This is a genomic window from Acinetobacter sp. YH12098, from assembly GCF_013419235.1.
In the GTDB taxonomy this organism is placed as follows: domain Bacteria; phylum Pseudomonadota; class Gammaproteobacteria; order Pseudomonadales; family Moraxellaceae; genus Acinetobacter; species Acinetobacter amyesii.
In genome coordinates this window covers 57729-82553 of sequence record NZ_VPAO01000013.1, presented here as the reverse complement: position 1 = coordinate 82553, position 24825 = coordinate 57729, and the positions used below count along the sequence as shown (strand labels likewise).

The window sequence follows — 24825 nt, the reverse complement described above, 5'->3', positions numbered from 1 at the left end:
AGCAAGTAACTTGGACCAGTGTTGATCATTTAGCATTGTTCGAGGCATAGCGAGTGTAAAATTGGGTTTGGCGATTTAATTTTACTATCTCGCTATTTTTTTAATCAACAAATGTCAACAGACCCTATTTAAAATTTAGATAGTTAAGCATAACAACTTTGTGAAAAAGGACAATCCGAAGCTTAGATTAAGTTTGAGTTGTTCTGCGTGATATTCATTACATCAGCAATGATCAAAGTTTGTCTGGAATGAATGCGAAGTTTGGAATTTTGAAAAAGATGGAAGGATTTATTATTCGATTGAATTCTTAAAAATTTTTTAGGGTGTAAGAGAAAACAGTATTGTTTACTTCAACTATCATCACTTTGTAAGTCATGATCTTATAGCCTATAAACTTCTGGTTTATAGCGTCCTAAGCTGAATCGAGACCTTTTGGGTGAGTACTGTACTCGTGTTTTGCACCACTGACAGCATGCTACTCTTTTCAATCTCTATCACACCCTTGAGATATATAGTAGTGGTATCGATGAGGGATTGTTTCCCTGAAAATTACTATTTTTGACTTATTTTAAAAATATTTTTCACATTTAAAGATATATTGAAAATATTTTCTTCTTGCATCATGTTTTAGCATTTTTTCCATCTGATAAATGACTTTTCCCGAGAATTTTCGCCAAGACTTAGTACTCAAATAACAATTATTTATGCTGTTCAAAGCACACTATTGCTTCTTTTTACTCATTTCGGACAGTAAATCCAACTGAATTTCCTGAATCTTGGCAAGACGATCCCATTGATGCATCAACAAATGATCTATCTTTTCATGTAAATGGCGAATTTCTAATTCAGCTTTTAAATTCACTTGATAATCATTTTCCGAACGCATGCGGTCTTTAGCTTCTTGACGGTTCTGGCTCATCATAATAATGGGCGCTTGTATGGCAGCGAGGCAAGACAACATCAAATTCAGCAAAATAAAAGGATAAGGATCAGCAGGATGCTTCACCATTACCACCGTATTGACTAAAATCCACACTGCTAAAAACAATGTAAAACAAATAAGAAATGCCCAGCTACCGCCGAATGTTGCAATTTTATCCGCTAGCCTTTCGCCAAAACTCCACTGCTGATCCAGCTTTTCTTCAACATTTTTGCTAATCAGATCATGCTGCTGCATGCTGTTCAGCACTTCATATTCTAAATTGGAGACTTCGCCTTGTTCGGAGTTCAGAATTGACTGTACATATTGCATACGGTATTTGGTCAAATCAGTTTGGCATATATAGTCCTGAGCACCAGATTCAGGAAAATCCTGTGCAATTTCTTCTGTAATGACTTTACGCACGATTCCCATTGGAATCATATTTTTCAGTGGGAAACTTTTTTTGCACACCAAACAAGTACGGCATTCTACTTTCCCGTTCATTCTTGCCTTGCCCAATTGAATTTTATGTTCTTTTGAGCATACTGTTTTGCCTAAATTTAATGCAAGCAGCTTGTGCTTTTACACTCAGTATTTTTTATGGTTAAGCCTATTTTAGATAGTGCAATGCAATATAGGGGGTTAAATTCAAAAGTAAAATACCAATTTTATAGACAGCCATTCCACCATAATGAATAGCGTCAAACTGCTGATCGCTCAGCTTAAACCACTGCCCATGCAGGCGTTTCATCCAATCTTTAGCAAAGACAAATACCACAAACCAAATGATTAAAATCAGATAGTTAATCACTAAGCTATACAGCAAGAAATCGCTTAAATGACTCAAGTTCATGGCAAATCTCCTAAGCGTATTTTTATCCTTAGTTTATGCCCCTTTCGAGCAATTGAATATTGCTTTTAAATTTCCGCTTAGATTTGGACTATTTTTAAGAGAGATGCCTGACGATCTTTGAGCTTGTGCTGATTTCACTGGTGTGGTTTGTTTTGTGCGGATTAAAGGAGTAATGATTTATTATTCTTTTTTATTTTGGCTTAAATTTTTGGGGTGGTATAAGAGAAAACAATGTTGTTTACTTCAACTATCATCACTTTATAAGTCATGATCTTATAGCCTATAAACTTCTGGTTTATAGCGTCCTAAGCTGAATCGAGACCTTTTGGGTGAGTACTGTACGCGTGTTTTGCACCACTGACAGCATGCTACTCTTTTCAATCTCTATCACACCCTTGAGATATACTTTAACCAAAGGGCATCGGGATTAATTTCCTAAGTTTTTCTAATTTTCCACAAATTCAGCAAATTTTTTCAGCCATTTTAGATTTAGCAGGATATTTTATCTTTTCAGCTCATTTCAGCGTTTTTTATCTGCAGATTTGTCCAATTATAAGAAAATTTTCTTTTACAACAGCTCAAACGTGCAAATACAGCGTCAAACTTAAAATGTATAGCCACTGAGCATTCATCCCCCTTAACTTCATACATCTAGGTTGAACACGACTCACAAAGTATCGTCCTCTGAGTAGAGATCTAAGCCTATCCATGTTCTGCCGATATTAGGGTTGATCTATTCAACGAGGTATTGGTCAATGAGCTAAATAGCTTTGTACCCAGTGTGCGCTAAACCACCAACCACTACATGCCGCCATGCCACAGAGTAAATTGGCCAAAATTTTATTCATTCGACTGAGGTCTGATGCATATATTTTGAGATTGATCAGATATGCAATCACGGCATATACCAGTCCAATCGCACCACCAATGATGATCAGGATCAAAGGCCATGCTGCATAGGCATGCGCCTCTGCTGGATATTTTGTAGAACGGATGGTTTCTGTGGTCATGCTGTATATCCTATTCATAACGCGATTACCTTTTTTAGTTAGCAATTTCTGCGCCATTTTTCTTGGATATACAGCTTTATTTCAAGGTTAATGCATGTTGAATTTCTAGCTTTGACTACAGCATTTATCGCAACCGACAACTTTTTCTGTTGGCCAGCTCATTCGTGCACGCTTATAAGCGAGTTCGAAATTGGCAAAATAACCAATCAATATTTGCTGGTCAAATTGCGGCATGTCTACACATCCTTGCGTACCATTGTGAATTAAATGCGAGCCATTCGTTAAGGCATTTTCATCCACTATAAATTTAATCATCTACCATTCCCCTCATTATTTTTTATAAAATTCAAATGATTAATAAATCCATATAAAAATTATGTGATTTATAATCACATAATAAAATTATGCCTTTATTGTTCAAAAATCAACCATATTTTAAAGATATTTTTAGGCGTCTCTTGGATGACTTAAACGCAGAATGATGTGCTCTTTTAGGACAGATAGTTGCAATTGTTTGATCAAATTTATGTGCTTAAGCCGAGTGCTTTGAATGTTGAGTAAAGGTATTTTTCACTCGAACTGACATCAACAAATACGGCGTCCAAATCAGACAACCCATAGTACTCGTCGCTAACTGCATGATGGTCTGTGTATCAGTAGCGCTTCTTATAATTTTTATAATCTTTATCAAACTTTGCTAATACTCAGTTTCTGATTTTTAATTTTATATTTATTAAACAAAACGCAGATCACTCACTCTAAAAGATGGATTCATTTTAGAGTGAAATATTGATTGGTTTATAAAGGGGTATCGACCTGTACAGTTCGTTTTTGGCGTATGCGGCGAACCAACCAGATCACGATTGCAATCACTAAGATCACCACGAAAAATGGGACTAAAAAGGCCAATACTGACAAGACTGCAGCACCAATCCATTCCCCTGTAGATAAGATTGGATTTGCAACGCCACCTGTGGTTGCGGTAGATACGCCACGCGCTGCGACGGTACTCATTTGTACTGCTGTTGCTGTACCACCACCGACAATAATTGCTGCCGCCCAACTGGCAAACTGTGACATTTCACCTGAGCTTACTGCCATTGTGGCGATGGTCCCTGCGATCATGGCTGCAGGTGTTGAAATGGTGTCGAGGGCATTGTCTACCCAAGGGATATAGTACGCGGCAATTTCACAGACAGTCGCAATTGCTAAGCCGATACATACTGCAGGCATAGACAACCATTCGAATCCTTTCATCGGTTCGAATAGTCCTAAAATGGAAGCAACACTCATCACCAATAAAGGTACAAAGACACGGAAGCCACAAGCAGCACTTAAGCCAATACCAATACACAGTCCTAATATTGTTTCCATGGGCTTCTCCGAACGGTTAAACGTACAATTTGTTTTTATATATGCAGTTTTATACGTTAGCAAAAAGCCCTATCGAGTGATAGGGCTTTTCTTTCTAAACAGCGGATAACTGTTAGTGTTTTGCAGCTTAGGCATTCTTATTGTTAAATTGATTGCCTTGGCATTTGGTACACGGTGGTAAACGATCAGTACCAATTTCTAAGTAGACGCGGTGTCCGCATTGAACACAAAAATAGAAGCCTGTTCCGGGTTTTTGACCAGCAGTAACCATTTTTGTTCTCCATGTGTTTTTAGAAATGGTAGATTCAGTATAACCCTCTTGTGATGAATGTCTATTGGTCATTTCGACAATTGATAATGGCATTTAGGCAAAGCATAATTTCGAATGGAAATTTTGGTGTTTTTTGATTTCCAACCTCCACAAAATTAAATAAATACTATAATTCAATATCTTATTTATAATTAATCACATCTAGATTCTTATCTTCATCTATTTTGATGCCTCGCTCCATCAATTTTTTATATGCTGCATGATGAACGACATCGCGCTTACTAACTTTAGCTTCTAATAATCTGACTAATGTCGCGTCACTGACATATGGATGATTTACGACCTCAATGCGAACTGCCCCCCAAATTTGTCGTTTGCAAAGCGGTCGGATATTTCAGCGTCTGCATCAGGGTTCATAGCAGTGTAGCTTTATTGTATTGAATGAGATTTATCGTTTTATTAGCAAAGTGTAGGGATTGAGCGAAGAAGGACTATATTGAAACTGGATAAATAGAATACAACTTCTCTTTTATTTCTTGCTCTGTTATCTCCTTACGTTCATATACAATTTTCTTTTCTGCTGAATCTCTAGCTAATACACGTGGAACTAACCTTTCTGTATCTTCTGTATAAAGAATCGTGAATGTTTTATCTTGTATTGTTCTTGTTTTATGAAGTACTCCAGCTTTCATATTATAGGACTGACCATTTTCATATACTTGTACATTTTTTTCTAAGATTTTTATAGACTCTGTCGTCTTTTTTAAAATAGAACAGTTTTTCTCGTAAAAAGTTGAATACAAATGATAAACCTGCCCTTTTTCATCAATTTCATATTCAATATTCTCAATTGATCCGGATAAAATCCAACTTTTAAAGTCAAAAATATGATCGTGTATCATTAACTCTGGTGATTGTAGTTCATTACTATTAGATAAATCCCAGTAATGCAATCTAATTTTACGCGAGTGTTCCTCGAATAATGTACAAGCATAAAAACCTAAAGGATGTCGTTTAAAAGGCTTTTTTAATTTTTCCCTTAGCTTAAGAATATGAATTAATGATAATTCTTTGTTATCTAGTAGTTCTAAAAATTCATTAATAGTATTAGCAATCATCAATAAGGATCCTTAGGATCATTGATTTTTAACAAAATGCTTTGAATACTTTCTGGTGACAGCATTGAAAAATCAAAGAAACCTGTATGTGACAAAGTTTCTCTTAACTTACTTTCATCCACATTCTCATTGAAAACTAAGTCAGGAAAATGACCTAAACTCTTAGATTGTCTCTCTGTTAAACGAACATCATCTTTGTAAGAATCATAAAAATATGTTCCAGCATCAGCCTTTAAAGCGGAAGCCTCTTTATCTTCTTTAGTAACAATAACGTATGAATCTGATATGTCCAATCTGAAAGCTGAAAAATGATCTACAAAATACACATTAATACGCAGTAAAGGCTGTAAATATGTATATTTAAGAACTACTACTACAGTAGCTATAATTTCCTCTTGTACAGTTTTTTTAGTCCAAGGATTTAAAGCATTAGCAGATTTTAAACTTTTTCTATAAATTGCATATTCATTACATAGCTTTTCATTGCTTGGATTTAATAAACAAATTGTTATATCTCTACCAAAACTTGAGTTTCTCGCAGCTTCTGCTAGCTTAGGAATTGTAGTTGCTCTTGTATAACGCCCACAAGTACCTTTATAAATCCAGCATTTTGTAGATGCTAATACAGACTTAAGAGTAGGATTTATTTCTTTAGCTTCTATTACCTCCATCTTAGCTCTAAAGGCATTTTTAGGTGTTAACCAAAAAATAAAACTACCAATAAAAACTGTGATGATAAGTGTCACAATAAAATTATCAAAGAACGATGTGAAAAATGTAGACCAAGAAACTGATGACCCAGCTAAATATGGGATAACAAATAATCTTACAATGATAGAGAATAAAAGAATTACCCCAATCAAAATATAAAATGTCTTTCTATAGTGTCCCTTTTGCAGAATGTTATCCATTTTAAAATTTTATTAATAAAAATATGATTTTATCATAAGAATAATACTGATTTGCTAGCTTGTTATATACAAACAAGCTAGCAAATAAGGAAATTAAATACTTCCCTCCAAGAAATCCTGTGCAAAGCGTTGTAACACACCACCCGCTTCATACACATGCACTTCTTCTTCGGTATCCAAACGGCAAGTCACAGGCACTTTAATGATTTCATTTTTGCCATCAGTCGTAGAACGTTCAATCACTAAAGTTAAATCAGAACGCGGTGCAATATTACCAATCACGCTATACAGCTCAGTACCATCCAGCTTCAAAGTTTTACGGTCAGTCCCTGCTTTAAACTCAAGCGGTAACACACCCATACCCACCAAGTTAGTACGGTGAATACGCTCAAAACCTTCCGCCACAATCACTTCTACACCTGCAAGGCGCACACCTTTGGCAGCCCAGTCACGGCTCGAACCCTGACCGTAGTCTTTACCTGCAATGATGATGAGCGGCTGCTTACGGTTCATATATGTTTCAATCGCTTCCCACATACGCATCACTTCGCCTTCAGGCTCTACACGCGCTTTTGAACCTTGTTTGATCGTACCGTCAGAGCGAACCACCATTTCATTGAACAATTTCGGGTTGGCAAATGTCGCACGCTGTGCAGTTAAATGGTCACCACGGTGGGTTGCGTATGAGTTGAAGTCTTCTTCAGGCACGCCCATTTTATGCAGGTACTCACCCGCAGCCGAATCCATCATGATCGCATTTGAAGGCGATAAATGGTCTGTGGTGATGTTGTCTGGCAAAATTGCAAGCGGACGCATATTTGCAAGTGTACGCGGTGCAGCCAAAGCCCCTTCCCAATACGGCGGACGGCGGATATAAGTACTTTGCGGACGCCAGTCGTATAACGGGCTTGCCGCTTTTTCACGCTCACCCAAGTCAAACATTGGGATATACACTTTCTTAAACTGTTCAGGTTTAACCGCTTCTTTCACCAATGCATCAATTTCAGCATCAGACGGCCAAATGTCTTTCAGGTAAATTGGATTACCGTCTTTGTCATTGCCCAGTGAATCTGTTTCGATATCAAAACGAATCGTCCCTGCAATGGCATACGCCACAACTAAAGGTGGAGAAGCCAAGAATGCTTGTTTTGCGTATGGATGGATACGGCCGTCAAAGTTACGGTTACCTGAAAGTACCGCTGTAGCATATAAGTCACGGTCAATAATTTCTTGCTGAATCACAGGGTCTAGCGCACCTGACATACCGTTACATGTGGTGCATGCATAGGCAACAATACCAAAACCTAATTTTTCTAAATCACCCAATACACCTGCTTCTTCGAGGTATAAAGCGGCTGCTTTAGAACCTGGTGCAAAAGATGATTTCACCCAAGGTTTACGTACCAAGCCCAGCTCATTTGCCTTACGTGCAAGCAAACCTGCTGCCACGGTATTACGTGGGTTTGAAGTATTGGTACATGAAGTAATGGCCGCGATGATCACCGCGCCATCTGGAATTAAACCTTCTGCTTCTTGCGCGCGTGCTGCTTCTAAGTTGCCTGCAATGCCTTTGGCTTTTAGATCAGCCGTAGATACACGTGCATGTGGGTTCGATGGACCTGCAATATTACGAGTCACTTTCGACAAATCAAAACGCAGTACACGCGGGTATTCCGCTGCTGTCATATCTGACGCCCAAAGACCGATTTCTTTGGCATAGCTTTCAACCAATTTCACTTGATCCGCTTCACGGCCTGTTAATGTCAGGTAATCAATGGTGTTTTGGTCAATGTAGAACATCGCAGCCGTTGCGCCATATTCAGGGGTCATGTTCGAGATCGTTGCACGGTCGCCTACAGACATACTGTCTGCACCTTCACCGAAGAACTCTAAATAAGCACCAACCACACGTTCTTTACGCAAGAATTCTGTAAGCGCTAACACGATGTCAGTTGCGGTAATGCCTGCTTGACGCTGACCGACAAGCTCTACACCAATGATGTCTGGCAGACGCATCCAAGATGCACGTCCCAGCATCACGTTTTCAGCTTCTAGACCGCCGACACCGACAGAAATCACACCCAATGCATCAGTATGCGGTGTATGTGAGTCTGTACCCACACAGGTATCAGGGAATGCTAAACCATCACGGTTTTGAATCACTGGAGACATTTTCTCCAAGTTGATTTGGTGCATGATGCCGTTGCCCGCAGGGATCACATCGACATTTTCAAATGCTGTTTTGGTCCATTCAATGAAATGGAAACGGTCTTCGTTGCGACGGTCTTCAATTGCGCGGTTTTTCTGAAATGCGTCTGGGTCAAAACCGCCAAACTCTACAGCAAGAGAATGGTCAACGATGAGCTGCGTTGGAACAACAGGGTTCACTTTAGATGGGTCGCCGCCTTGGTCTGCAATCGCATCACGTAAACCTGCAAGGTCAACCAATGCGGTTTGGCCTAAGATGTCATGGCACACCACACGTGCAGGGTACCAAGGGAAATCGTGGTCTTGTTTACGGTTAATCAGTTCTTTTAAAGACTGTTCTAAGATTGCAGGGTCGCATTTACGAACCAACTGCTCTGCAAGGACTTTAGATGTATATGGGAGTTTTGCGTATGCGCCTGGCTGAATATCTTCTACGGCTTGGCGTACATCGAAGTATTCTAGCTGGGTGCCTTGCAGCGGTTTACGGTAGTTGTTGTTCATAGCGTTCCTGCCCTCGGTCTTTCATTTTTTGCGTTGTCTTTTTCATAGACAATTCATCTTTGTTCGATAGGCATACTACACTGCCGAAAACCCATTTCCCAAATCTCATATATTTCATAGGGTTAAATATAAAAACAGGGGTTTTTGAAATATTTAGTTACACTAACTTTGGAATATTCGCTCTAAATGTGAATTTTTTTGAAAAATAGCTGCAAATCCGCCTCATTCTTTAGTCTAAGGTAAATTGCACTGCATAATATTTAATCTAAATATCAACCAAATTGGTTAAAAATCAGTCTTATCAATTTTAGTATTTAATAATCAAGGCATTAAATTACTTAATTAGCTCATTGCGCCTCAAAGCCACAATGTGAATCAAAACACGGTTTTATTATTTATTTTATCTTAATTCTCAATTTATCCCTATTTGCAGGGATAGCGTCGAATCACCCCTCTCTCAGATAATAAAAGCACGACATACAAGCACAGTAATTCTCTGTACTCGCCAAAATAATCACAATATTTACAAAACCTTAGCTAAATAAATCAGCGACTACTGTTCTACCGTCATTATGCTTTGGGGAAAGATCATGACAAAATTTAAAACCATCATTGGGGCTGGCTGCCTCTTAAGCTGTCTCAGCTTCATTGCCTGTGGCGACAACAGATTCGACGATTCAAGAAGAGGAAGTAGACTCACCGACTGTCGTCTCGAATCCACCACGTTTGAAAGCCAATGCACAAGGTCAACATGAACTACTGATAGCGTATAAACGCCAAGCCTTATACGACCCTGAAACCGGTGAAAATGACCTATTACAGGTCAGAGGCTATCTGACTAAACCTGAACTCTGGAACTCGAAAAATAGCGATGGCAGTGTCTCTGATGTACTGGTTGGCCCACAAATTCGTGCGAAACAAGGTGACAATTTAAAAATTCATCTGGTCAATCACCTCCCTGTTGAATCGACGGAGACCTGTCCAAGTCCAGTGACCAATATTAACCAAGGGAACTGTTTTAACACCACAAATTTACATACACATGGTCTTTGGGTTAGCCCGCAAGGAAATAGTGACAACGTATTTTTGAGCTTAAAACCTCAGCAAGATTTTCATTACGAATTTAAGATCGAACCGAATCATCCTGCGGGAACATTTTGGTATCACTCGCATGTGCATGGTTCAACCGCGATTCAGGTCTCAAGTGGCATGGCTGGCCCTTTGATTATTGAGGGAGAGCGGAAACCTGTCATTCGTCAGGGGCAAATTCAGCAGACTGGAGATTTGGACATCTTATGGAAAAATCAAAAAAACCAGCAGTATGACCATGAAAAAATCATGCTGTTCCAGCAGATTCAATACAATGAAGATTGCGACAGCAATTTAAGCCAAGTGAATGGTACACCCTGCATCTATAGCTTAGAAGATTATTCAAAACTCGATATACCCACCTCATGGGCGGATGAAAATCGTTTTACCAGTATCAATGGCAAAATGTTTGGTGAAATTAAGGTGGATCAGAACCAATACCACCGCTGGCGCATGATTCACGGCGGTATCCGTGACACCATTGGTTTGACCATCAAAGAACTACCTGATTCTGCGCTCTTTACCGCAGAGCAAACCCTGAGCGAATGTCAAAAGTATCAAAGCAAGTCGATGTCTTCACAGTTTAAAACGCTGAAAACATTACCGTTATATACCCTTGCACAAGACGGCTTGACCATGGGAAAAATCCAAAAGCAAGGGGTTGAAATTTTTCAACCGGGTTATCGCTTTGATGCCATGCTCTCCTTCCCGACCACCAATAAATACTGTGTATACGATGCCAAGCTGAATCTGGAAGATGAAATTAATGCGCCTGAATCAAGTCCATTACTTCGTCGCGCACCAGAAGAAAAACTCAATACACAGCTCCTCGGTTGGGTCAATGTGCAAGCAACTCAACTACCGCAGCAAACGCCGTTTAACTTCTTAAAAAGTCAGGCCACCCAACTAAAACTGGCACCAGAAGTGATTGCACAGCTCGAACAGGGTGATTTATCAGCCTTTATCTCGCATGCGAGTTTAATAACTGCTGAAGTCGATGAAATGCTCAAAACGATGGCGAAGCAAATCACCAACTTTGACATTCTGTTCAATACAGATGGCAGCTTTAAATTTGGTATTCGTCATGCCGAAGAAGGTACCTTGATCAGCTTTGGCGATGCCTACCATGATGAAGACCATACCCACCATAGCTATGTCCGCAAGCTTCCAATCGGGCAAACTCAAGAGTGGGAGTTAAGCAGTAATGTTGCCAGTCATCCCTTCCATATTCATGTCAATCCATTCCAAGTCGTGAAAATATTGAATGAAAATGGTGTCGATGTCAGCGCCATCGGCAGCTCAGATAAAGATGGTGCAGGAAATATTGACTCGCAATACCATGGAATGAAAGGCGTTTGGAAAGATACGCTCTTCGTCAAACACGGCTATAAAATCTTTGTACGCAGTAAGTACGAAAAATTTGAAGGCGACTTCGTTCTGCACTGCCATATTTTAGACCATGAAGATCAAGGCATGATGGAAACCGTGCGTATTTGTGGCGATCAATATGATTGTAATAGTGAACCGCCTTCACATCATTCCACTATGGATATGACTGCAAGCGATATGCCGACACACAGTCACTAAGACAGATCTCTGCTGTACAAAAGCCCATATCAATATGGGCTTTTTGTTTGCCTAACACTGCGGCTTGCTGCAAAATAACATGATTAATGATATCTAAAATTTATACTGAGGCTGGTCATGACAATGTCTATGGCATTCACATCTTTTTCTCTCAACGGTGTCGATGCACAAAAATTTCTACAAGGGCAAGTGACTTTGCATGTTGAACGCCTTGAAGAAAATGCAACACGTTATACCGCAATCTGCGACCTCAAAGGCCGTATTCATTTTGGTTTATGGCTCACCAAACACAGTGCTGAAAGTTTTTCTATTGTCACTACAGCAGATCAAGCCGAAGAATTTGCCAAACATATTAAAAAATATGGTGCATTTTCTAAGATGAAACTTGAAGAAACTGGTGCAGTTTTTCCAAGTTTAGTCGGTGATGAAACGACATTTACTTCGGAACCGACGGATGTTGTTGCATGGGAAATTCAAGCGATTCAAGCGGGTCAGGCCTATATCGACCAAGCTATTGAACATGTGTTCCAACCGCAAGAGTTACGTCTACATCAGCGTGAAGGTGTCCACTATGACAAAGGCTGTTATTTGGGTCAGGAAGTGATTGCACGCTTATGGTTTAAAGCCAAACCGAAAGCTTGGTTGCATGCGATTTCAGGTACAGGCACTGCTCCTGCACAAGGCGAACACCTGAATAAAGGCGTACAAGTCGTCAATAGCGCGGCTGTAGATAATGGTTATGTAGCATTGGTTGTTGCTCGTCCAGAAGCTTTAGAAGAGTTAGATGTAACTGTTTTAGCCTTGCCTGAAGCTTTGAATGGTGATGTGGCACGTCCGCAGTCAGCTTAAATAAATTCAGAAGATAGCTACATTTAGCTATCTTCTTTTATAATAAATCTAAGTTTTAAATTTTAAAATTCATCATATTAATTTGACTATTTTTAAACTAAAATGCACTCCGAATTTTAACAATAAACTATATAACGATGCATCAGACACAATTTCAAGACCCAAAGCACAAGATCATTGCCCTTTATTACGGAATTTTTGCCCTTCTAGGCATGGTCATACTCGGCAATCAATTGCTTTCAATTCAGCTATCTCTACTTGTTTTGATTATTATTCTTGTACTGTATGCCCAACTCTTTTTCATGCTAATGGGCGCTATCAAATATTGGAAAAGAGATGTTCTAGGCTTGAAAATACTGTTTTGGATCAGCTTAAGCCTTGTCCCGATTATTATCACACCCTTAGTCATTTACTATCCAAAAGTAACAACTGGCTTTTTTCTCTTTATGCAAAGCTCATTTGGCTTCAGTAGCACAGGCTTCGAGTTTCATGTTGCCTACGACACCCAACTCACCCTCTTAAATACATCTTTTTGGGGAATTGGAATCAATCTTATTGAATTTTTTCTATGGTTACGCTTTAAGAATATTGCAGCAAATAATCATATTTCGATTGCCCATTTCAAGAATGAAGACTTAGAACTGAAACGCTATGATTAGCCATTTTTGACCGTATATAAACTAGAATTCTGACATCAGGTCTGACCATCTAAATCTTCTGACCATCCCTAAGCACTCAAAGCCAAAGCCTAAAAACTTTGGCTTTTTAATCACTCATTTTTTCCCTCACATAATAAATCACCCCTGCCCGATCATCTGAAAAATAAAAAGATTTTTCATCGATCTTATAAATATCAGCAGGTCGCCCATGCACCGTTTTACCGACTAAAAAGCCATCCATAAAGGTTTCAAGTTTTTGTCCTTTACGCATCATTGCAATTTGATAGCCATGGCCAATCGCCTCGTCGGTAGAGCCATGCAAAGCCACTAAAAAAGCATTTTTAATGGTGGAATCGGTATGAGGGTCATCAAAATAATCAAAACCCAGTGCTGAGGAATGCGAAGGGAAATAGGCATAGGGCGATGGAATATTTTTACAGCCTGATGCACGTTTAAATTTAGCATCCGCCAAGACTTTGCCCTGCCATAAATAACATGCGGGCCAACCATAATCGACATCCTGTTTTAGCGCATAAAAAGTTTCATCTGGCTTTTTACGTCCCAAATGATCAGAACCTTGATTGGTCGCAAATAGAAATTTTCCGATCCATTTTAGCCCAACAGCATTACGCAAACCTGTCGCATAAATCCGTTGCTCTGAACCATCAGGATTCATCTCGATGACGGATGCTCGCACTTTTTCTTTTTCTACACAGGCGTTACAACTCGAGCCAACCGACACATAGATTTTTCCATTTCCACCGACTGCAATCGTCCGCGTCAGATGCCAACCACCGTATTTATAACTCAAACCATAATCTGGAAATGTCGCTAAAACTTCAGCCTTACTCAAAGGCTGAGTTTCACCTCTACTAAATTTTTGCCGTGTCAGTTGATGCGTTTCCGCCAAATAGAGCCAATCCTGTCCTTGTGCATCGGTATAAAACTGAACTGAATTTGGATTTCTCAAACCGGTCAGATAAGGAATGATTTTGCCAAATTTACCGGTGTCAGCATTCCAATCATCCAATATATATACAGTACCTTTTTTATTATCTGTTAGGTCATACATATCCGTGACAAGCATTCTGCGATCAGGCGCTTGCGAAAAAAAGCGTACCCGTTTGAGACCTTCAGCAGCAGGAATGATCTCGAAATTTGCAGGCAAATTTAAAGAAAACTGCTTGCCATTTTTTAAGTGGATTGGATGAGGTACAAGCTTGGGTTGTTGAGTCCAACTGGTCATTGAGCAAACTAAACAGAGGATGAAGATGGCACTTATTTTTATCATATTTAAATACATCTCAATGAATCATGTATATCTGTATTCATCATAGATGCCTTGTATCTATTTTATTCAATTTATATTTTTAGAAAATATTATACTTTTGAAAATAAAGGATTTTTAAATTACATACGCTGTTGCAGTACACAACAATCAAAAATAAGGAGGAACTTTATTCCCCCTCACGTTTTCGTTTTTAAATCATGATTTTAATCAAAATCCATGAAACAACTTATTCATGTCTTTGCATACATATTCTTTAAAATGATAGGCGCGCGCATGTTTGGCATCAAATTTAGCTTCTAAATCGCCTTTTTTGAAAATATAAACACGATCCTCTTTACTGACTAAAAACTCTGCACCCAGTTTCATCAAAAGCGCATCAATTTTATCTTCATCTGCAATCGATTCATCTGCATTAATTTTATCGTAATTGCGTTTAATGCCTTTAATAAACATCGCGCTGCCTCAGAGAAAATAACAATGCGCGATTAAATCAGAGTCCTGCTTTTTTGCAAAGGCTTTTGATGCAATAAAGTCATGGCATTTAATGCGCTAAGGGCAATCAACATTATTTTATAAAAACGCTTTAAATCACAATTCCTCACTTTACATTTACGTAAATCTACCTATGATGTAAAAACCGACAAAAATAACCACCAAAACACATAAACGGAATTATGTGTATGATTTACAAAAAGGTTTTAAGATGAAAAAAATCCTATTCGCAAGCATTTTAGCAATGAGCACTCAATTCGCTTTTGCTGAAACCAAAACAGATGCCGTCGATCCTGAATTTGCTAAAGTGGAAGCCATGGTCAAGGCCAAAGATATGAATGGCGCCTACCAAACACTGAGCAAGCTTGCAGCAAAAGGTAATGCTCAGGCCACTTATAATTTGGGCTATCTTACTCAAACAGGTCAAGGCGTAGCGAAGGATGAGAAAAAAGCCATCCAACTCTATGAACAGGCTGCAGCCAAAGGCTACCCAGTTGCTAACTATGTGTTAGGTAAAAATTATGCAACGGGCACGCTGGGCTTAAAACAAGACACCAATAAGGCCAAACAATATTTAGAACGCGCATCTTCGGCAGGGTTTGACGATGCCTCCATCGACTATGCCATTTTACTTTTTGCAGAAAATAAACCTGAGTCAGATAAATTGGCACTCAGTAAACTTGATCCGCTGATTAAAAAAGGCAACTACCCTGCGATTCATGCCAAAGCACTTTATGACATCAGTGCTGGCTTTAAAGCTAAAAATGAAAAGCCTATTCAGCAAGGTCTGAATAGCATTCAAGAGTTAGCGAAAAAAGGCTATGTCCCTGCATTGATGGCAGTGGGCAATATGTTTGTAAATGGCAATATCATCCCGCAAAATTTACCTGAAGCTAAAAAAATATTTAGTGCATTAGCCAAAGAAAATATTCCGCAAGCGAAAGAATCTTTGGCAACCGTGGATAAAATGATTGCTGAACAAGCCAAAGCACCTAAAGCCAATGCGAAAAAGAGTTAATTGAGCATTAAAAAAAGCCCTGCACATGCAGGGCTTTTTCATAGGTTTAAGCAAATCTTGATCTGATCAAAATCACGCCCACCACAAACTGATTAATATACCTGTTACGACAAAGCCCAAGATGGTACTCATCAACAAAGGCGTTAAGGTCTTTTCATTTAAGCCATACACTTGTCCTAGCATGGCAAAAATCGTCGGCATCGGTAATGCGGCAATAATCGTCCCTGCATATAACATCTCTTGGCTGACATCGGTCAAATAGCGTAAGCCTAAATAAGTCAGTAAAGGCATCACCAAGTTGCTTGAAATCACCAAATAGAAGCTCTGAGCATTCACATACTTTAAGCTCATACCGACAATCCCTCCACCAATTGCAAACAGCGCCAGTGGTGAAGCCGTTTGACCTAACATCGCCAGTACATCATTGATTTGATGAGGTAAACGAATTTGGAAAATTGCAAACCCAATTCCTAACATTACCCCTGCAAAGAGTGGATTTTTTAACAGGGTCATTAAGGTATTTTTGATGATGTCGCCAATATTGGCTTTTTGCTGTGAACTTCCTAATTGTGCAAGGACCAGCACCGTTGGAATCAGTAGCACACTTTCAATAATGACGATTAGTGAGGTATAGGTCATCGCATTTTGACCGACCAACAAGCTTAGCACTGCAGTGCCAATTAAACCTGTATTTGACATACCAGCGCCTAGTGACAGTACCGCTGTTTGCGACATATTATTTTTAAAATGTGTCGACAATAGCCAATAGGCCATGCCATACAGTAAAAACGTGACTCCGGTATAAACAAAGAAATAGCCGGGATACCAAATTTGATGCAAATCTTTAGAAGCTAATGACTGAAAAAACAAAGCCGGCAGTGCAATCTTAATCACAAATGCACCAATGGTTCCGACCTGTTCTTTACTCAATAAACTGCATTTTACAGACAGATATCCCAAGGCCAAAAGAAAAAAGATTGGACCAATCACCTCAAAGACCATACGAAATATCCTGTGTAATAGACTCTTCCATCCACACCCTCAACCTGAGAGTGTAGATCGGACCGCTATAAATTTTGATAATTAGAAAGCCGTAAATTGACTTCTTTGTGCATGAGGCTGACAGCGTAAATACTGCGGAGAAATTTTTAGGTTTTCACCGAGTTCAGCAGCGGCATGCCATGGCCAACGCGGGTCATATTGAATTGCACGAGCAAGACCAATCGCATCTGCCATGCCATATTGTAAGATGCCTTCGGCTTGCATTGCTTCGGTAATTAAACCCACAGCAATTACGGGAACCTGAACGGCTTGCTTAATGGCTTCAGCAAAAGGCACTTGATAACTGGCTTGTAATTGAATTTTTTGCGCAACATCTAAGCCGCCACTAGAAACATGAATATAGGCTGTGCCTAGTTGTGCAAGCGCTTTTGACAAGCCAACAGCCGAGTCTAGATCCCAACTCGGTGCTTCAGTATATTCCATCCAGTCAGTTGCAGAAATACGTACCCCAATTGGATAATCTTCAGGAACGGCATTTTTCATGGCTTGGAACACTTCAAGCGTCAGCCGAATGCGATTTTCCAGACTGCCACCATATTCATCGCTACGCTGATTCGACAATGGCGACATAAATTGATGCAGCAAATAACCATGTGCGGCATGTAGCTCAATTAAGTCAAAGCCTGCATCTACCGCTCGTTTTGCTGAATCGGTAAAGTCTTGAATGATCTGCTGGATTTCTTCTCGGCTTAAAGCATGGGGTGCATGATCTGTGGCATTAAAGGGCAACTCACTTGCTGAAACAGTTTGCCATCCTTGAGGGTGATCTGGGGGTAATTGTCCACGTCCTGCCCAAGGTTTATCTGTCGATGCCTTACGACCCGCATGTGCCAGTTGGATAGCAAATGGCATAGGTGAAAGTGATTTCACCTTGGCCAATAGTGCCTTCATCTGTGCGCGTTGCATATCATTCCAAAGGCCGAGGTCTGCATAGCTAATGCGCCCCTCTGCCTGTACAGCCGTTGCCTCGACGATACAAAGTCCAGCACCTGACAAGGCATAATTCGCCCATTGTTGTTCATGCCAATAGCTTAACTCCCCTTGCTCATTGGCAGAATATTGACACATGGGTGCAATCACGATTCGATTAGTCAGCCCCAATGTTCCAAACTGAATTGGTTGAAATAACAACGCCACATCACTCTCCTTTTAGAAGGCTTTGGTCACACTTAATCCTGCACTCCAATTCACCCCATCCGCGGGTTCAAAGAAGCGTCCGTTTCCATCATTGACGATCACTGAACCGACATAGTTTTCATCAAACAAATTATCTGCACGTACATAGGTTTTAACTTTCCAATCTGCTTGTTTCCATACATAACCTGCGTTGGCAGAAACCACGGTATAGCTCGACGCAGCATCACTGTTGGCATCATCGACATAGACTTTATCCATATAGCGCACATCTAGGCCGGCATTAAAGCCAATATCTGGCTGCCAATTCAGTGCGGCAAACGCTTGGTTTTTGGCAATACCCGGAATTTTCGCACCCGATCTAATAGATGACGCTTTAGGTTTCGCTGGATCTGTAGGATTCGGTATTTCTGGAACAAAAGCATCAAATGTGGCATCGATATAACTGTAACTTGCTTGCGCACTTAAATCTCGCCATAGCTGTTTATTCCACGAAAGCTCAACACCTTCACGTAAGGTTTTATCGGCATTTCTATAGGTTGCACGCCCTTCCTCTGTCCCAGCAGAAACGATGTCATCTTGAGTTTTGCTTTGGAACACCGCTGCAGTGAAATTCCCCCATGCATTTCGTGATTTAAGCCCAAGCTCGTAGTTATTGCTACTGGCTGGTTTTAAATCAAAATTCATGCCGTCATCTTTGGAATAGGCCATTTCTGTAAAGGTCGGTGTTTCAAAACCTTTGGCATAACTGGCATAGGCATTCAGTTGAGGCGCAATATTCCAGCTGACTGCTGCTGAAGGTAAAACTTTGTCATAGTCAGTTTTACCGCTGTCATCCTTATTTAAACCCACGACATATTTATCGTCAGATTCATAATGAACATTGCTATATCGTAGCCCTGTATCTAAAGTCCAATTGGGTAAAAAATTCCACGAAGCTTGTACATAGGGGTCTAAATTCCACAAGGTGTTATTTTCATTTCGACGAATATTGCCTTTCTTGCCAAAATTTCCATTGGCATCAAAATTTTCATAGCCCTTACGGTCTTCATCCATATAATCAAAGGCAAGGCCTGCAGTAAAACGCGTATTCGGCAAGAGGTCTTTGCCTGTCCAGCGAATATCTGTTCCATAATAATCACGGCTAAAATCAATCACACCACCTGCATGTCTTTGATTTAATTGAATGGTATTCGGGATACAATCTTTTGTACCTATTTTTAAAGCACATTTTGGAATTGATTGATATTGGGTGACATTACGTTGCCCCATATATACCATTGCATTAAGTTCATGCTGATCATTCAATGGTTTTTTCCACGTCAACCCAGTTTGAGTTTGGCTAATTTCCTTACGTACATCATAAGTATTATTGGCATCATTAACTTGTTTCAGATTTTGACGCAATTGCTCCCGATTCAGACCTTGTGGGTCATCGGCATTGATATCCACATGATTCACAATCCAATTGACCTTGGAACCATCATCCAAATCCCACGTCAGTTTTGCATTGCTGAGTACCTTATTTGCAGCACTATGATCACGGTAACCATCAGTTTCAAAATAAGAAGAACTGACAACATAGCTAGGCTCATTGGCCCGTTCTGAGCCACCTTGCAGCACAATATCAGCACGACTTTTATGATGACTGCCGCCCGAATAGCCGAGTTCGATAGAGTCTTTTCCAGTACCTTGCTTGGTTGTTGTTAAGATTGCCCCACCCGAAGAATTACCGTATAAAGAGGAAAATGGCCCACCCAATACCTCGATATGATTTAAGCTACTCATATCGATATTTGATGTCTGTCCCTGACCATCCGGCATGGTCGCAGGGATTCCATCAACATATAAACGGATACCACGCACACCAAATGTTGAACGTGCGCCAAAGCCTCGCATAGACAGTTGCAAGTCTTGTGCATAGTTTTCACGGTTATTCAGTTGTAGTCCGGGCACACCTTTTAAGGTTTCAGACAGATTCACACCCGTATTGTTATTATTTTCAGCCTGCTGTACCCGGTATACCGATGCCGGTGTTTTTAACCATGTGGTATTGGTTCGTGGTGCTTCAATGGTAATCTCAGGAAGTAAAACAGGTTCCGTAGAACCTGTTTCTGCATACAACTGTTGGCTAATACATGCCGTCAGGCAAAGTAAATGTGTCTTAAATGATGTGACGTTAAATTTACTTTGCATAGAGCACCTATTTTGACATTAGAATATTACCTTAGAGCTTAAACCAATTAGGAAAGCATCATCAACCCGATTTGTTGAGCCTGGGTTAATCACATATTGTAAACTTGGGCGAATCATCAACCATTTCGTAGGGTTATGGCTATAGTTCAACTCGACATTATATTCTGCGCTTGCATCAAATTTTTCAGCAGAAAGTCGATCATTGACATGCACACGGTTCACGCCCAAGCCAACCATATCGTTAGGCAAACGATCGGCCAATCCAATGTATTTCAAACCTAGCTGCTGTGAGTTATCAACTTTTGTGGTGACACGATCATGCCAAGTAAAATTGGCAAAGCTATGCAAACCACGTTTGCCTTCACCTGTAGACGTTAACTGTTGCTCAATCGCGACCCAACCACCAAAGGTACGATCTTCAGCTTCACCCGAAATAATGTCTTTTTGATTTTTTACATTATCTGCAGTGTTGTACATCGCACCAAAGCGGTAGCTCCCCGGTAAGCCATTTACAAATGATTTTGGTGTCCAAACCAATTCTACGGGAATAGTTACGCCATCAGCATGATCTGTATCTAGACTCCAACCTTGACCTTCTGCTTTGGCATTACCATTGTCAGGGTTAAATTCATAAACACCGACTTGTGCCGCAATTTCTGGCGTTGCTTGGTATTTCACACGTCCACCCCATTGTGAAACTGGAGTATTCATCCACATAGAACCTTGCCATTTACCCATTTGCGCTGCACAAAATGCGGTGCTGGCAAAGTCACATGCCATCACGTTAAAGTCCATACCTAGACCTAAACGACCTGCTTTTACACTAATGCCTTGTTCTTTAAAATTCTTTTCAATCGATAATTCAGTTAAGCGACTATCCTGATTACCACGACCAAAATTGGCTTGTGCATTTGCCAATTGAGGAACATCTCCTTGCAAATCACGAACTGAGGTACTTTGACCTTGACGAGCAGTCATTACAGCACGCACAGTCACGCCATCCCAACCTGCGAGTTTTTCCATATCAAGCTGTGTACCTAACCACAATTGGCTGGCTACCGTTGCTGAATGTCCCGGATTACGACCGCCATCGGCAAGATAGGCAGCATCAGCAGCAATATTGGCCTCAAACTTCACACCTTGTTGTGCAAGTTCGGTACGTTTACCATCCCAATCCCCGAGCATGTACTGACCTTTAGTGTCGAATGCTTCTGCGGCGTGAACATGTGTCATGGCTGCTGCAACAAATGCAGGTAGAAAAGCTAGACTGTATTTTTTCATGGTAAAACCTAAATCTGGAGAGAGTCTCTAGACAAGCCACAAGGCTTGAAATCTAATGTCACAAAAATTACATAATTTTTCACGTTCTATCTCAGCATTATTTTTATCATTCACAAAACTTTAATTTATCGATAAATAATTTTAAATAAATCTATTGTTATATAATTATTTTAATTGTTATTTTTCAACACCTTATATTTTTGAAAAATTAAATTTTAAAATTCTGATCGCTTTTTCAAACTCATTATTGTGACTTGTTGGTTTATTATTCTCACAATTAATAATCAATAACCTATTCATACACTCCCTTAGGCCGCGATGAAACTTGCATTCTGTAGGGCTAGGCCCAATAGTATGCATAACTTGAATGATCCATTGCTTCGACCTTTATGCCTGAATTACCAGAAGTAGAAACCACTAAAACCAGTTTATTGCCATTATTGAATGAAAAGGTTCTCAAAGTTGAGGTTTTTCAGTCGAGCCTGCGTTGGCCTATTCCTGACGACATTCAAAAACTCGTCGGACAAAAGCTGCTTCAGCTCAGCCGTCGATCAAAATATATTTTGGCTGAATTTGAACAGGACAGCATGTTGTGGCATTTGGGCATGTCTGGCAGTTTTCGGATTTGTGAAGGTCATGAAGCATTACGAAAGCATGATCATCTGGTGATTCATTTTGAAGATATGCAATTACGCTATCATGATCCGCGCCGTTTTGGCTGTATTTTATGGTTAGATGCATCATCTCAAAGCAAACTGATTGACACGCTTGGCCCTGAACCGCTGAGTGATGCGTTTAATGCTGAATACTTATTCCAAAAATTTAAAAATAAGCAGACCGGTATCAAAGTATCGATCATGGACAATCATATCGTAGTCGGTGTCGGCAATATTTATGCAACGGAAAGCCTGTTTAACCTCGGCATACACCCTGCGCAGCCAGCATCGAGTTTGAGTTTTGAACAAGTTGAAAAAATGGTCATCGAAATCAAACGTATTTTAAAACAGGCAATTGATTTAGGCGGTTCGACTTTACGTGATTACACCAATGCGATGGGCGAAAATGGTTATTTCCAACAAACTCTGCTCGCCTACGGACGTGCCGGTGAAATGTGCATCAACTGTGAAACCATCTTGCAAAATATCAAACTAGGGCAACGTGCATCGGTGTTTTGCCCTGAGTGCCAGCCTTTAAAAAAGGTTAAAATGCAGACTAAGAAAACTCTGAAAGGAAATAAAGCATGAAGTCTGCGATTGTTCGCCACATATTAGTCAAAGATAAAGAACTATGTGAGCAACTGAAAAAGAAAATCAAAGGCGGTGCGGACTTTGCCAAAATTGCGAAGCAGCATTCGACATGTCCTTCGGGTAAAAAAGGCGGTGAGCTTGGCGACATTAAAAAAGGCCAACTGGTTGGTCCAATTGATAAGGCGGTATTTACCCTACCCGAACGTGAACTGCATGGCCCGATCAAAAGCCAGTTTGGCTGGCATTTGTTAGAAATTAAGTTTCGGATGAATTTTTAATAGTTATTTGATCGCATTCAAATTTTGAAGTTGTCAAAATATCCCCTTTTTGGGGAAAGGTAGTTCTCTCATTTACATTCGCTTTATAATATGAAAACCATGCTTTTGAAATAGGAGACTCTGGATTTTTTAAATGTCCCACAGCACCTTTAGACCTCCCGAATAAAATACAAACAGGCTGATTTAGTGATAACTTGCTTATGTCATTAATTTTAAATTTTACAACTTGTACAGTATAAGCTTCAGAATCTGTTTGTTTTGCTATTTCCTTACTAACATCAAAAGCATATGCTATTTCTAAATGTAATGGTTTTTCTAATACATACTGTGCTAAATCATGTGGTAATTTTTTATAGTCTGGTGCAATTTCATCATCACCTTTATATGCACGAATTGAATTGATATTACAATCAATTCTCTTCAAAAATTCTGAAGGTCTACCTAAGGTTTTATTCCAAGAAATACTTGATGCACTATCTTTAAGATCATTAATTAAATAACTGTTGTTCTCATCTTTAACCCAAGTTAATTCGCGATGATCATAAATATTATTATCGTTGGGTCTTGATGATGTTTCTAATGCAATCTTATACCCATCTCTTTTATATAATCCATTAGCAAAAAAAACTAATTTAACAGCATCAGAACGCCAATCTCTGTTAAAAATATAAATATTATAATGATTATTTTTAAGGCTTAAAATTTTGTATTTGTCTAAGTTCGATCGACTATAGTAAATACCATTTTCATTATCCGTGTTATTCAAGTTTTGGCAAATTTCTTGAACAGACTCTCTCATAGCTTCAGGAAAATAATTTATAAAATCTTTATTTTCAGAATTTTGTGCAGCAAAAGCATTTGTAACTATTACAATTGAGCAGCCTAACAATACAATATTTATAATTTTTTCCATATATATTTTCAAATTTTAATTTAATTCTAAGATTAATAAAAACGGCACTTCAAAGTGCCGTTTTCACTGCTAAAGGATTAACCTTTACGTTTTAATTCATCACGAATTTCACGAAGTAATTCGATATCTTCTGGAGTCGCCTCTGGAGCTGGCTCTTCAACTTTTTGACGGCGCAATTTGTTCATCAATTTCACTAACCAGAATACGACCCATGCCAAAAGCAAGAAGTTGATTAAGATAGTTAAGAAGTTACCGTAAGCCAAAACATTAAGGCCTGCATCCTGTGCTGCTTTTAGCGTGGTTAAATTGTTTGGGTTATCGCCCAATACTAAGAACCAATTTGAATAATCAACGTCACCACCAAGGATCCAAGAAATAAAAGGCATGATAATGTCTTTTACCATGGAATCGATGATTTTACCGAACGCACCACCAATGATGACACCGACAGCCAAGTCCATCACGTTGCCTTTCACGGCAAATTCTTTAAATTCTTGAATAATACTCATGTGATCTCCAGAAATTTTTTTCAGCTTTAATTTTGTGACGAAGTATACATTA

Annotated in this window: 24 protein-coding genes; 6 read left to right on the top strand and 18 right to left on the bottom strand. The window is 39.5% G+C overall.

The features are described from left to right. Positions 1-721: 721 nt before the first annotated feature. From FTU38_RS05775 to acnD, 10 genes are all read right to left on the bottom strand, one after another. The gene (locus tag FTU38_RS05775) at positions 722-1426 is read right to left on the bottom strand and encodes a DUF1003 domain-containing protein (protein ID WP_180027256.1); all 705 of its coding nucleotides are present in this window, start codon (positions 1424-1426) and stop codon (positions 722-724) included. Positions 1427-1532: 106 nt separating this feature from the next. Further along, a complete protein-coding gene (locus FTU38_RS05770) occupies positions 1533-1775 on the bottom strand; it encodes a DUF6868 family protein (RefSeq protein WP_078191128.1) in 243 nt (80 codons plus the stop codon). A 752-nt stretch (positions 1776-2527) separates the two neighbouring features. Continuing rightward, positions 2528-2785 carry a hypothetical protein gene (locus FTU38_RS05765; RefSeq protein ID WP_180027257.1) on the bottom strand — a complete coding sequence of 86 codons (258 nt, stop codon included), beginning with the start codon at positions 2783-2785 and terminating at the stop codon, positions 2528-2530. Between the two features lie 105 nt (positions 2786-2890). After that, positions 2891-3100 (bottom strand): hypothetical protein, encoded by a 210-nt coding sequence (locus tag FTU38_RS05760; RefSeq protein ID WP_078191130.1) that lies wholly within the window; start codon positions 3098-3100, stop codon positions 2891-2893. 217 nt (positions 3101-3317) lie between these two features. Then, on the bottom strand, positions 3318-3476 hold the full coding sequence (locus FTU38_RS17010; RefSeq protein WP_373683973.1) for a DUF2569 family protein: 159 nt from the start codon (positions 3474-3476) through the stop codon (positions 3318-3320). A 107-nt stretch (positions 3477-3583) separates the two neighbouring features. Beyond that, on the bottom strand, positions 3584-4159 hold the full coding sequence (locus tag FTU38_RS05750; protein ID WP_111884815.1) for a DUF4126 domain-containing protein: 576 nt from the start codon (positions 4157-4159) through the stop codon (positions 3584-3586). Between the two features lie 127 nt (positions 4160-4286). Beyond that, the gene (locus FTU38_RS05745) at positions 4287-4502 is read right to left on the bottom strand and encodes a hypothetical protein (protein WP_111884814.1); all 216 of its coding nucleotides are present in this window, start codon (positions 4500-4502) and stop codon (positions 4287-4289) included. Between the two features lie 419 nt (positions 4503-4921). Then, the gene (locus FTU38_RS05740; RefSeq protein ID WP_180089188.1) at positions 4922-5548 is read right to left on the bottom strand and encodes a hypothetical protein; all 627 of its coding nucleotides are present in this window, start codon (positions 5546-5548) and stop codon (positions 4922-4924) included. Further along, positions 5548-6459: a hypothetical protein gene (locus FTU38_RS05735; protein ID WP_180089187.1), complete on the bottom strand. Its 912-nt coding sequence runs from the start codon at positions 6457-6459 to the stop codon at positions 5548-5550. The genes FTU38_RS05740 and FTU38_RS05735 overlap by 1 nt, the downstream gene beginning before the upstream one ends. A gap of 93 nt (positions 6460-6552) precedes the next feature. Further along, positions 6553-9168, bottom strand: coding sequence for a Fe/S-dependent 2-methylisocitrate dehydratase AcnD (gene acnD, locus FTU38_RS05730; RefSeq protein WP_180110739.1), 2616 nt, complete (start codon positions 9166-9168; stop codon positions 6553-6555). A 654-nt stretch (positions 9169-9822) separates the two neighbouring features. Between acnD and FTU38_RS05725 the strand changes: the two genes are divergently transcribed. From FTU38_RS05725 to FTU38_RS05715, 3 genes are all read left to right on the top strand, one after another. Next, on the top strand, positions 9823-11844 hold the full coding sequence (locus FTU38_RS05725; protein ID WP_373683974.1) for a multicopper oxidase family protein: 2022 nt from the start codon (positions 9823-9825) through the stop codon (positions 11842-11844). 123 nt (positions 11845-11967) lie between these two features. Next, on the top strand, positions 11968-12693 hold the full coding sequence (locus tag FTU38_RS05720) for a folate-binding protein YgfZ (protein ID WP_180110738.1): 726 nt from the start codon (positions 11968-11970) through the stop codon (positions 12691-12693). Positions 12694-12830: 137 nt separating this feature from the next. After that, a complete protein-coding gene (locus FTU38_RS05715) occupies positions 12831-13352 on the top strand; it encodes a hypothetical protein (RefSeq protein WP_078191139.1) in 522 nt (173 codons plus the stop codon). 106 nt (positions 13353-13458) lie between these two features. Here FTU38_RS05715 and FTU38_RS05710 read toward each other — a convergent pair whose 3' ends face one another. Both FTU38_RS05710 and FTU38_RS05705 read right to left on the bottom strand, forming a co-directional pair. Next, on the bottom strand, positions 13459-14643 hold the full coding sequence (locus tag FTU38_RS05710; RefSeq protein WP_180110737.1) for a sorbosone dehydrogenase family protein: 1185 nt from the start codon (positions 14641-14643) through the stop codon (positions 13459-13461). A 207-nt stretch (positions 14644-14850) separates the two neighbouring features. Continuing rightward, positions 14851-15096, bottom strand: coding sequence for a hypothetical protein (locus FTU38_RS05705; RefSeq protein ID WP_078191141.1), 246 nt, complete (start codon positions 15094-15096; stop codon positions 14851-14853). A gap of 250 nt (positions 15097-15346) precedes the next feature. Between FTU38_RS05705 and FTU38_RS05700 the strand changes: the two genes are divergently transcribed. Continuing rightward, the gene (locus FTU38_RS05700) at positions 15347-16153 is read left to right on the top strand and encodes a tetratricopeptide repeat protein (protein ID WP_180110736.1); all 807 of its coding nucleotides are present in this window, start codon (positions 15347-15349) and stop codon (positions 16151-16153) included. A 72-nt stretch (positions 16154-16225) separates the two neighbouring features. Here the strand turns inward: FTU38_RS05700 and FTU38_RS05695 are convergent, their stop codons facing one another. The 4 genes from FTU38_RS05695 to FTU38_RS05680 form a co-directional block, all read right to left on the bottom strand. Continuing rightward, positions 16226-17155 (bottom strand): AEC family transporter, encoded by a 930-nt coding sequence (locus tag FTU38_RS05695; RefSeq protein WP_180110735.1) that lies wholly within the window; start codon positions 17153-17155, stop codon positions 16226-16228. An 81-nt stretch (positions 17156-17236) separates the two neighbouring features. Then, on the bottom strand, positions 17237-18352 hold the full coding sequence (locus FTU38_RS05690) for an NADH:flavin oxidoreductase/NADH oxidase (RefSeq protein ID WP_180110734.1): 1116 nt from the start codon (positions 18350-18352) through the stop codon (positions 17237-17239). A 12-nt stretch (positions 18353-18364) separates the two neighbouring features. Further along, positions 18365-20545 carry a TonB-dependent receptor gene (locus tag FTU38_RS05685; protein WP_180110733.1) on the bottom strand — a complete coding sequence of 727 codons (2181 nt, stop codon included), beginning with the start codon at positions 20543-20545 and terminating at the stop codon, positions 18365-18367. An 18-nt stretch (positions 20546-20563) separates the two neighbouring features. Continuing rightward, complete coding sequence (locus FTU38_RS05680; RefSeq protein ID WP_180110732.1) at positions 20564-21826, bottom strand: carbohydrate porin; 1263 nt, start codon at positions 21824-21826, stop codon at positions 20564-20566. A 389-nt stretch (positions 21827-22215) separates the two neighbouring features. Between FTU38_RS05680 and mutM the strand changes: the two genes are divergently transcribed. Further along, on the top strand, positions 22216-23070 hold the full coding sequence (gene mutM / locus FTU38_RS05675; RefSeq protein ID WP_180110731.1) for a bifunctional DNA-formamidopyrimidine glycosylase/DNA-(apurinic or apyrimidinic site) lyase: 855 nt from the start codon (positions 22216-22218) through the stop codon (positions 23068-23070). Then, positions 23067-23351, top strand: coding sequence for a peptidylprolyl isomerase (locus FTU38_RS05670; protein ID WP_180110730.1), 285 nt, complete (start codon positions 23067-23069; stop codon positions 23349-23351). Before mutM ends, FTU38_RS05670 begins: the two co-directional genes overlap by 4 nt. Here the strand turns inward: FTU38_RS05670 and FTU38_RS05665 are convergent. Next, positions 23329-24264, bottom strand: a complete 936-nt coding sequence (locus FTU38_RS05665; protein WP_180110729.1) for a hypothetical protein — start codon at positions 24262-24264, stop codon at positions 23329-23331. The genes FTU38_RS05670 and FTU38_RS05665 overlap by 23 nt on opposite strands. 77 nt (positions 24265-24341) lie before the next feature. Then, the gene (mscL, locus tag FTU38_RS05660; RefSeq protein WP_180026898.1) at positions 24342-24773 is read right to left on the bottom strand and encodes a large conductance mechanosensitive channel protein MscL; all 432 of its coding nucleotides are present in this window, start codon (positions 24771-24773) and stop codon (positions 24342-24344) included. Between the last annotated feature and the right edge of the window lie 52 nt (positions 24774-24825).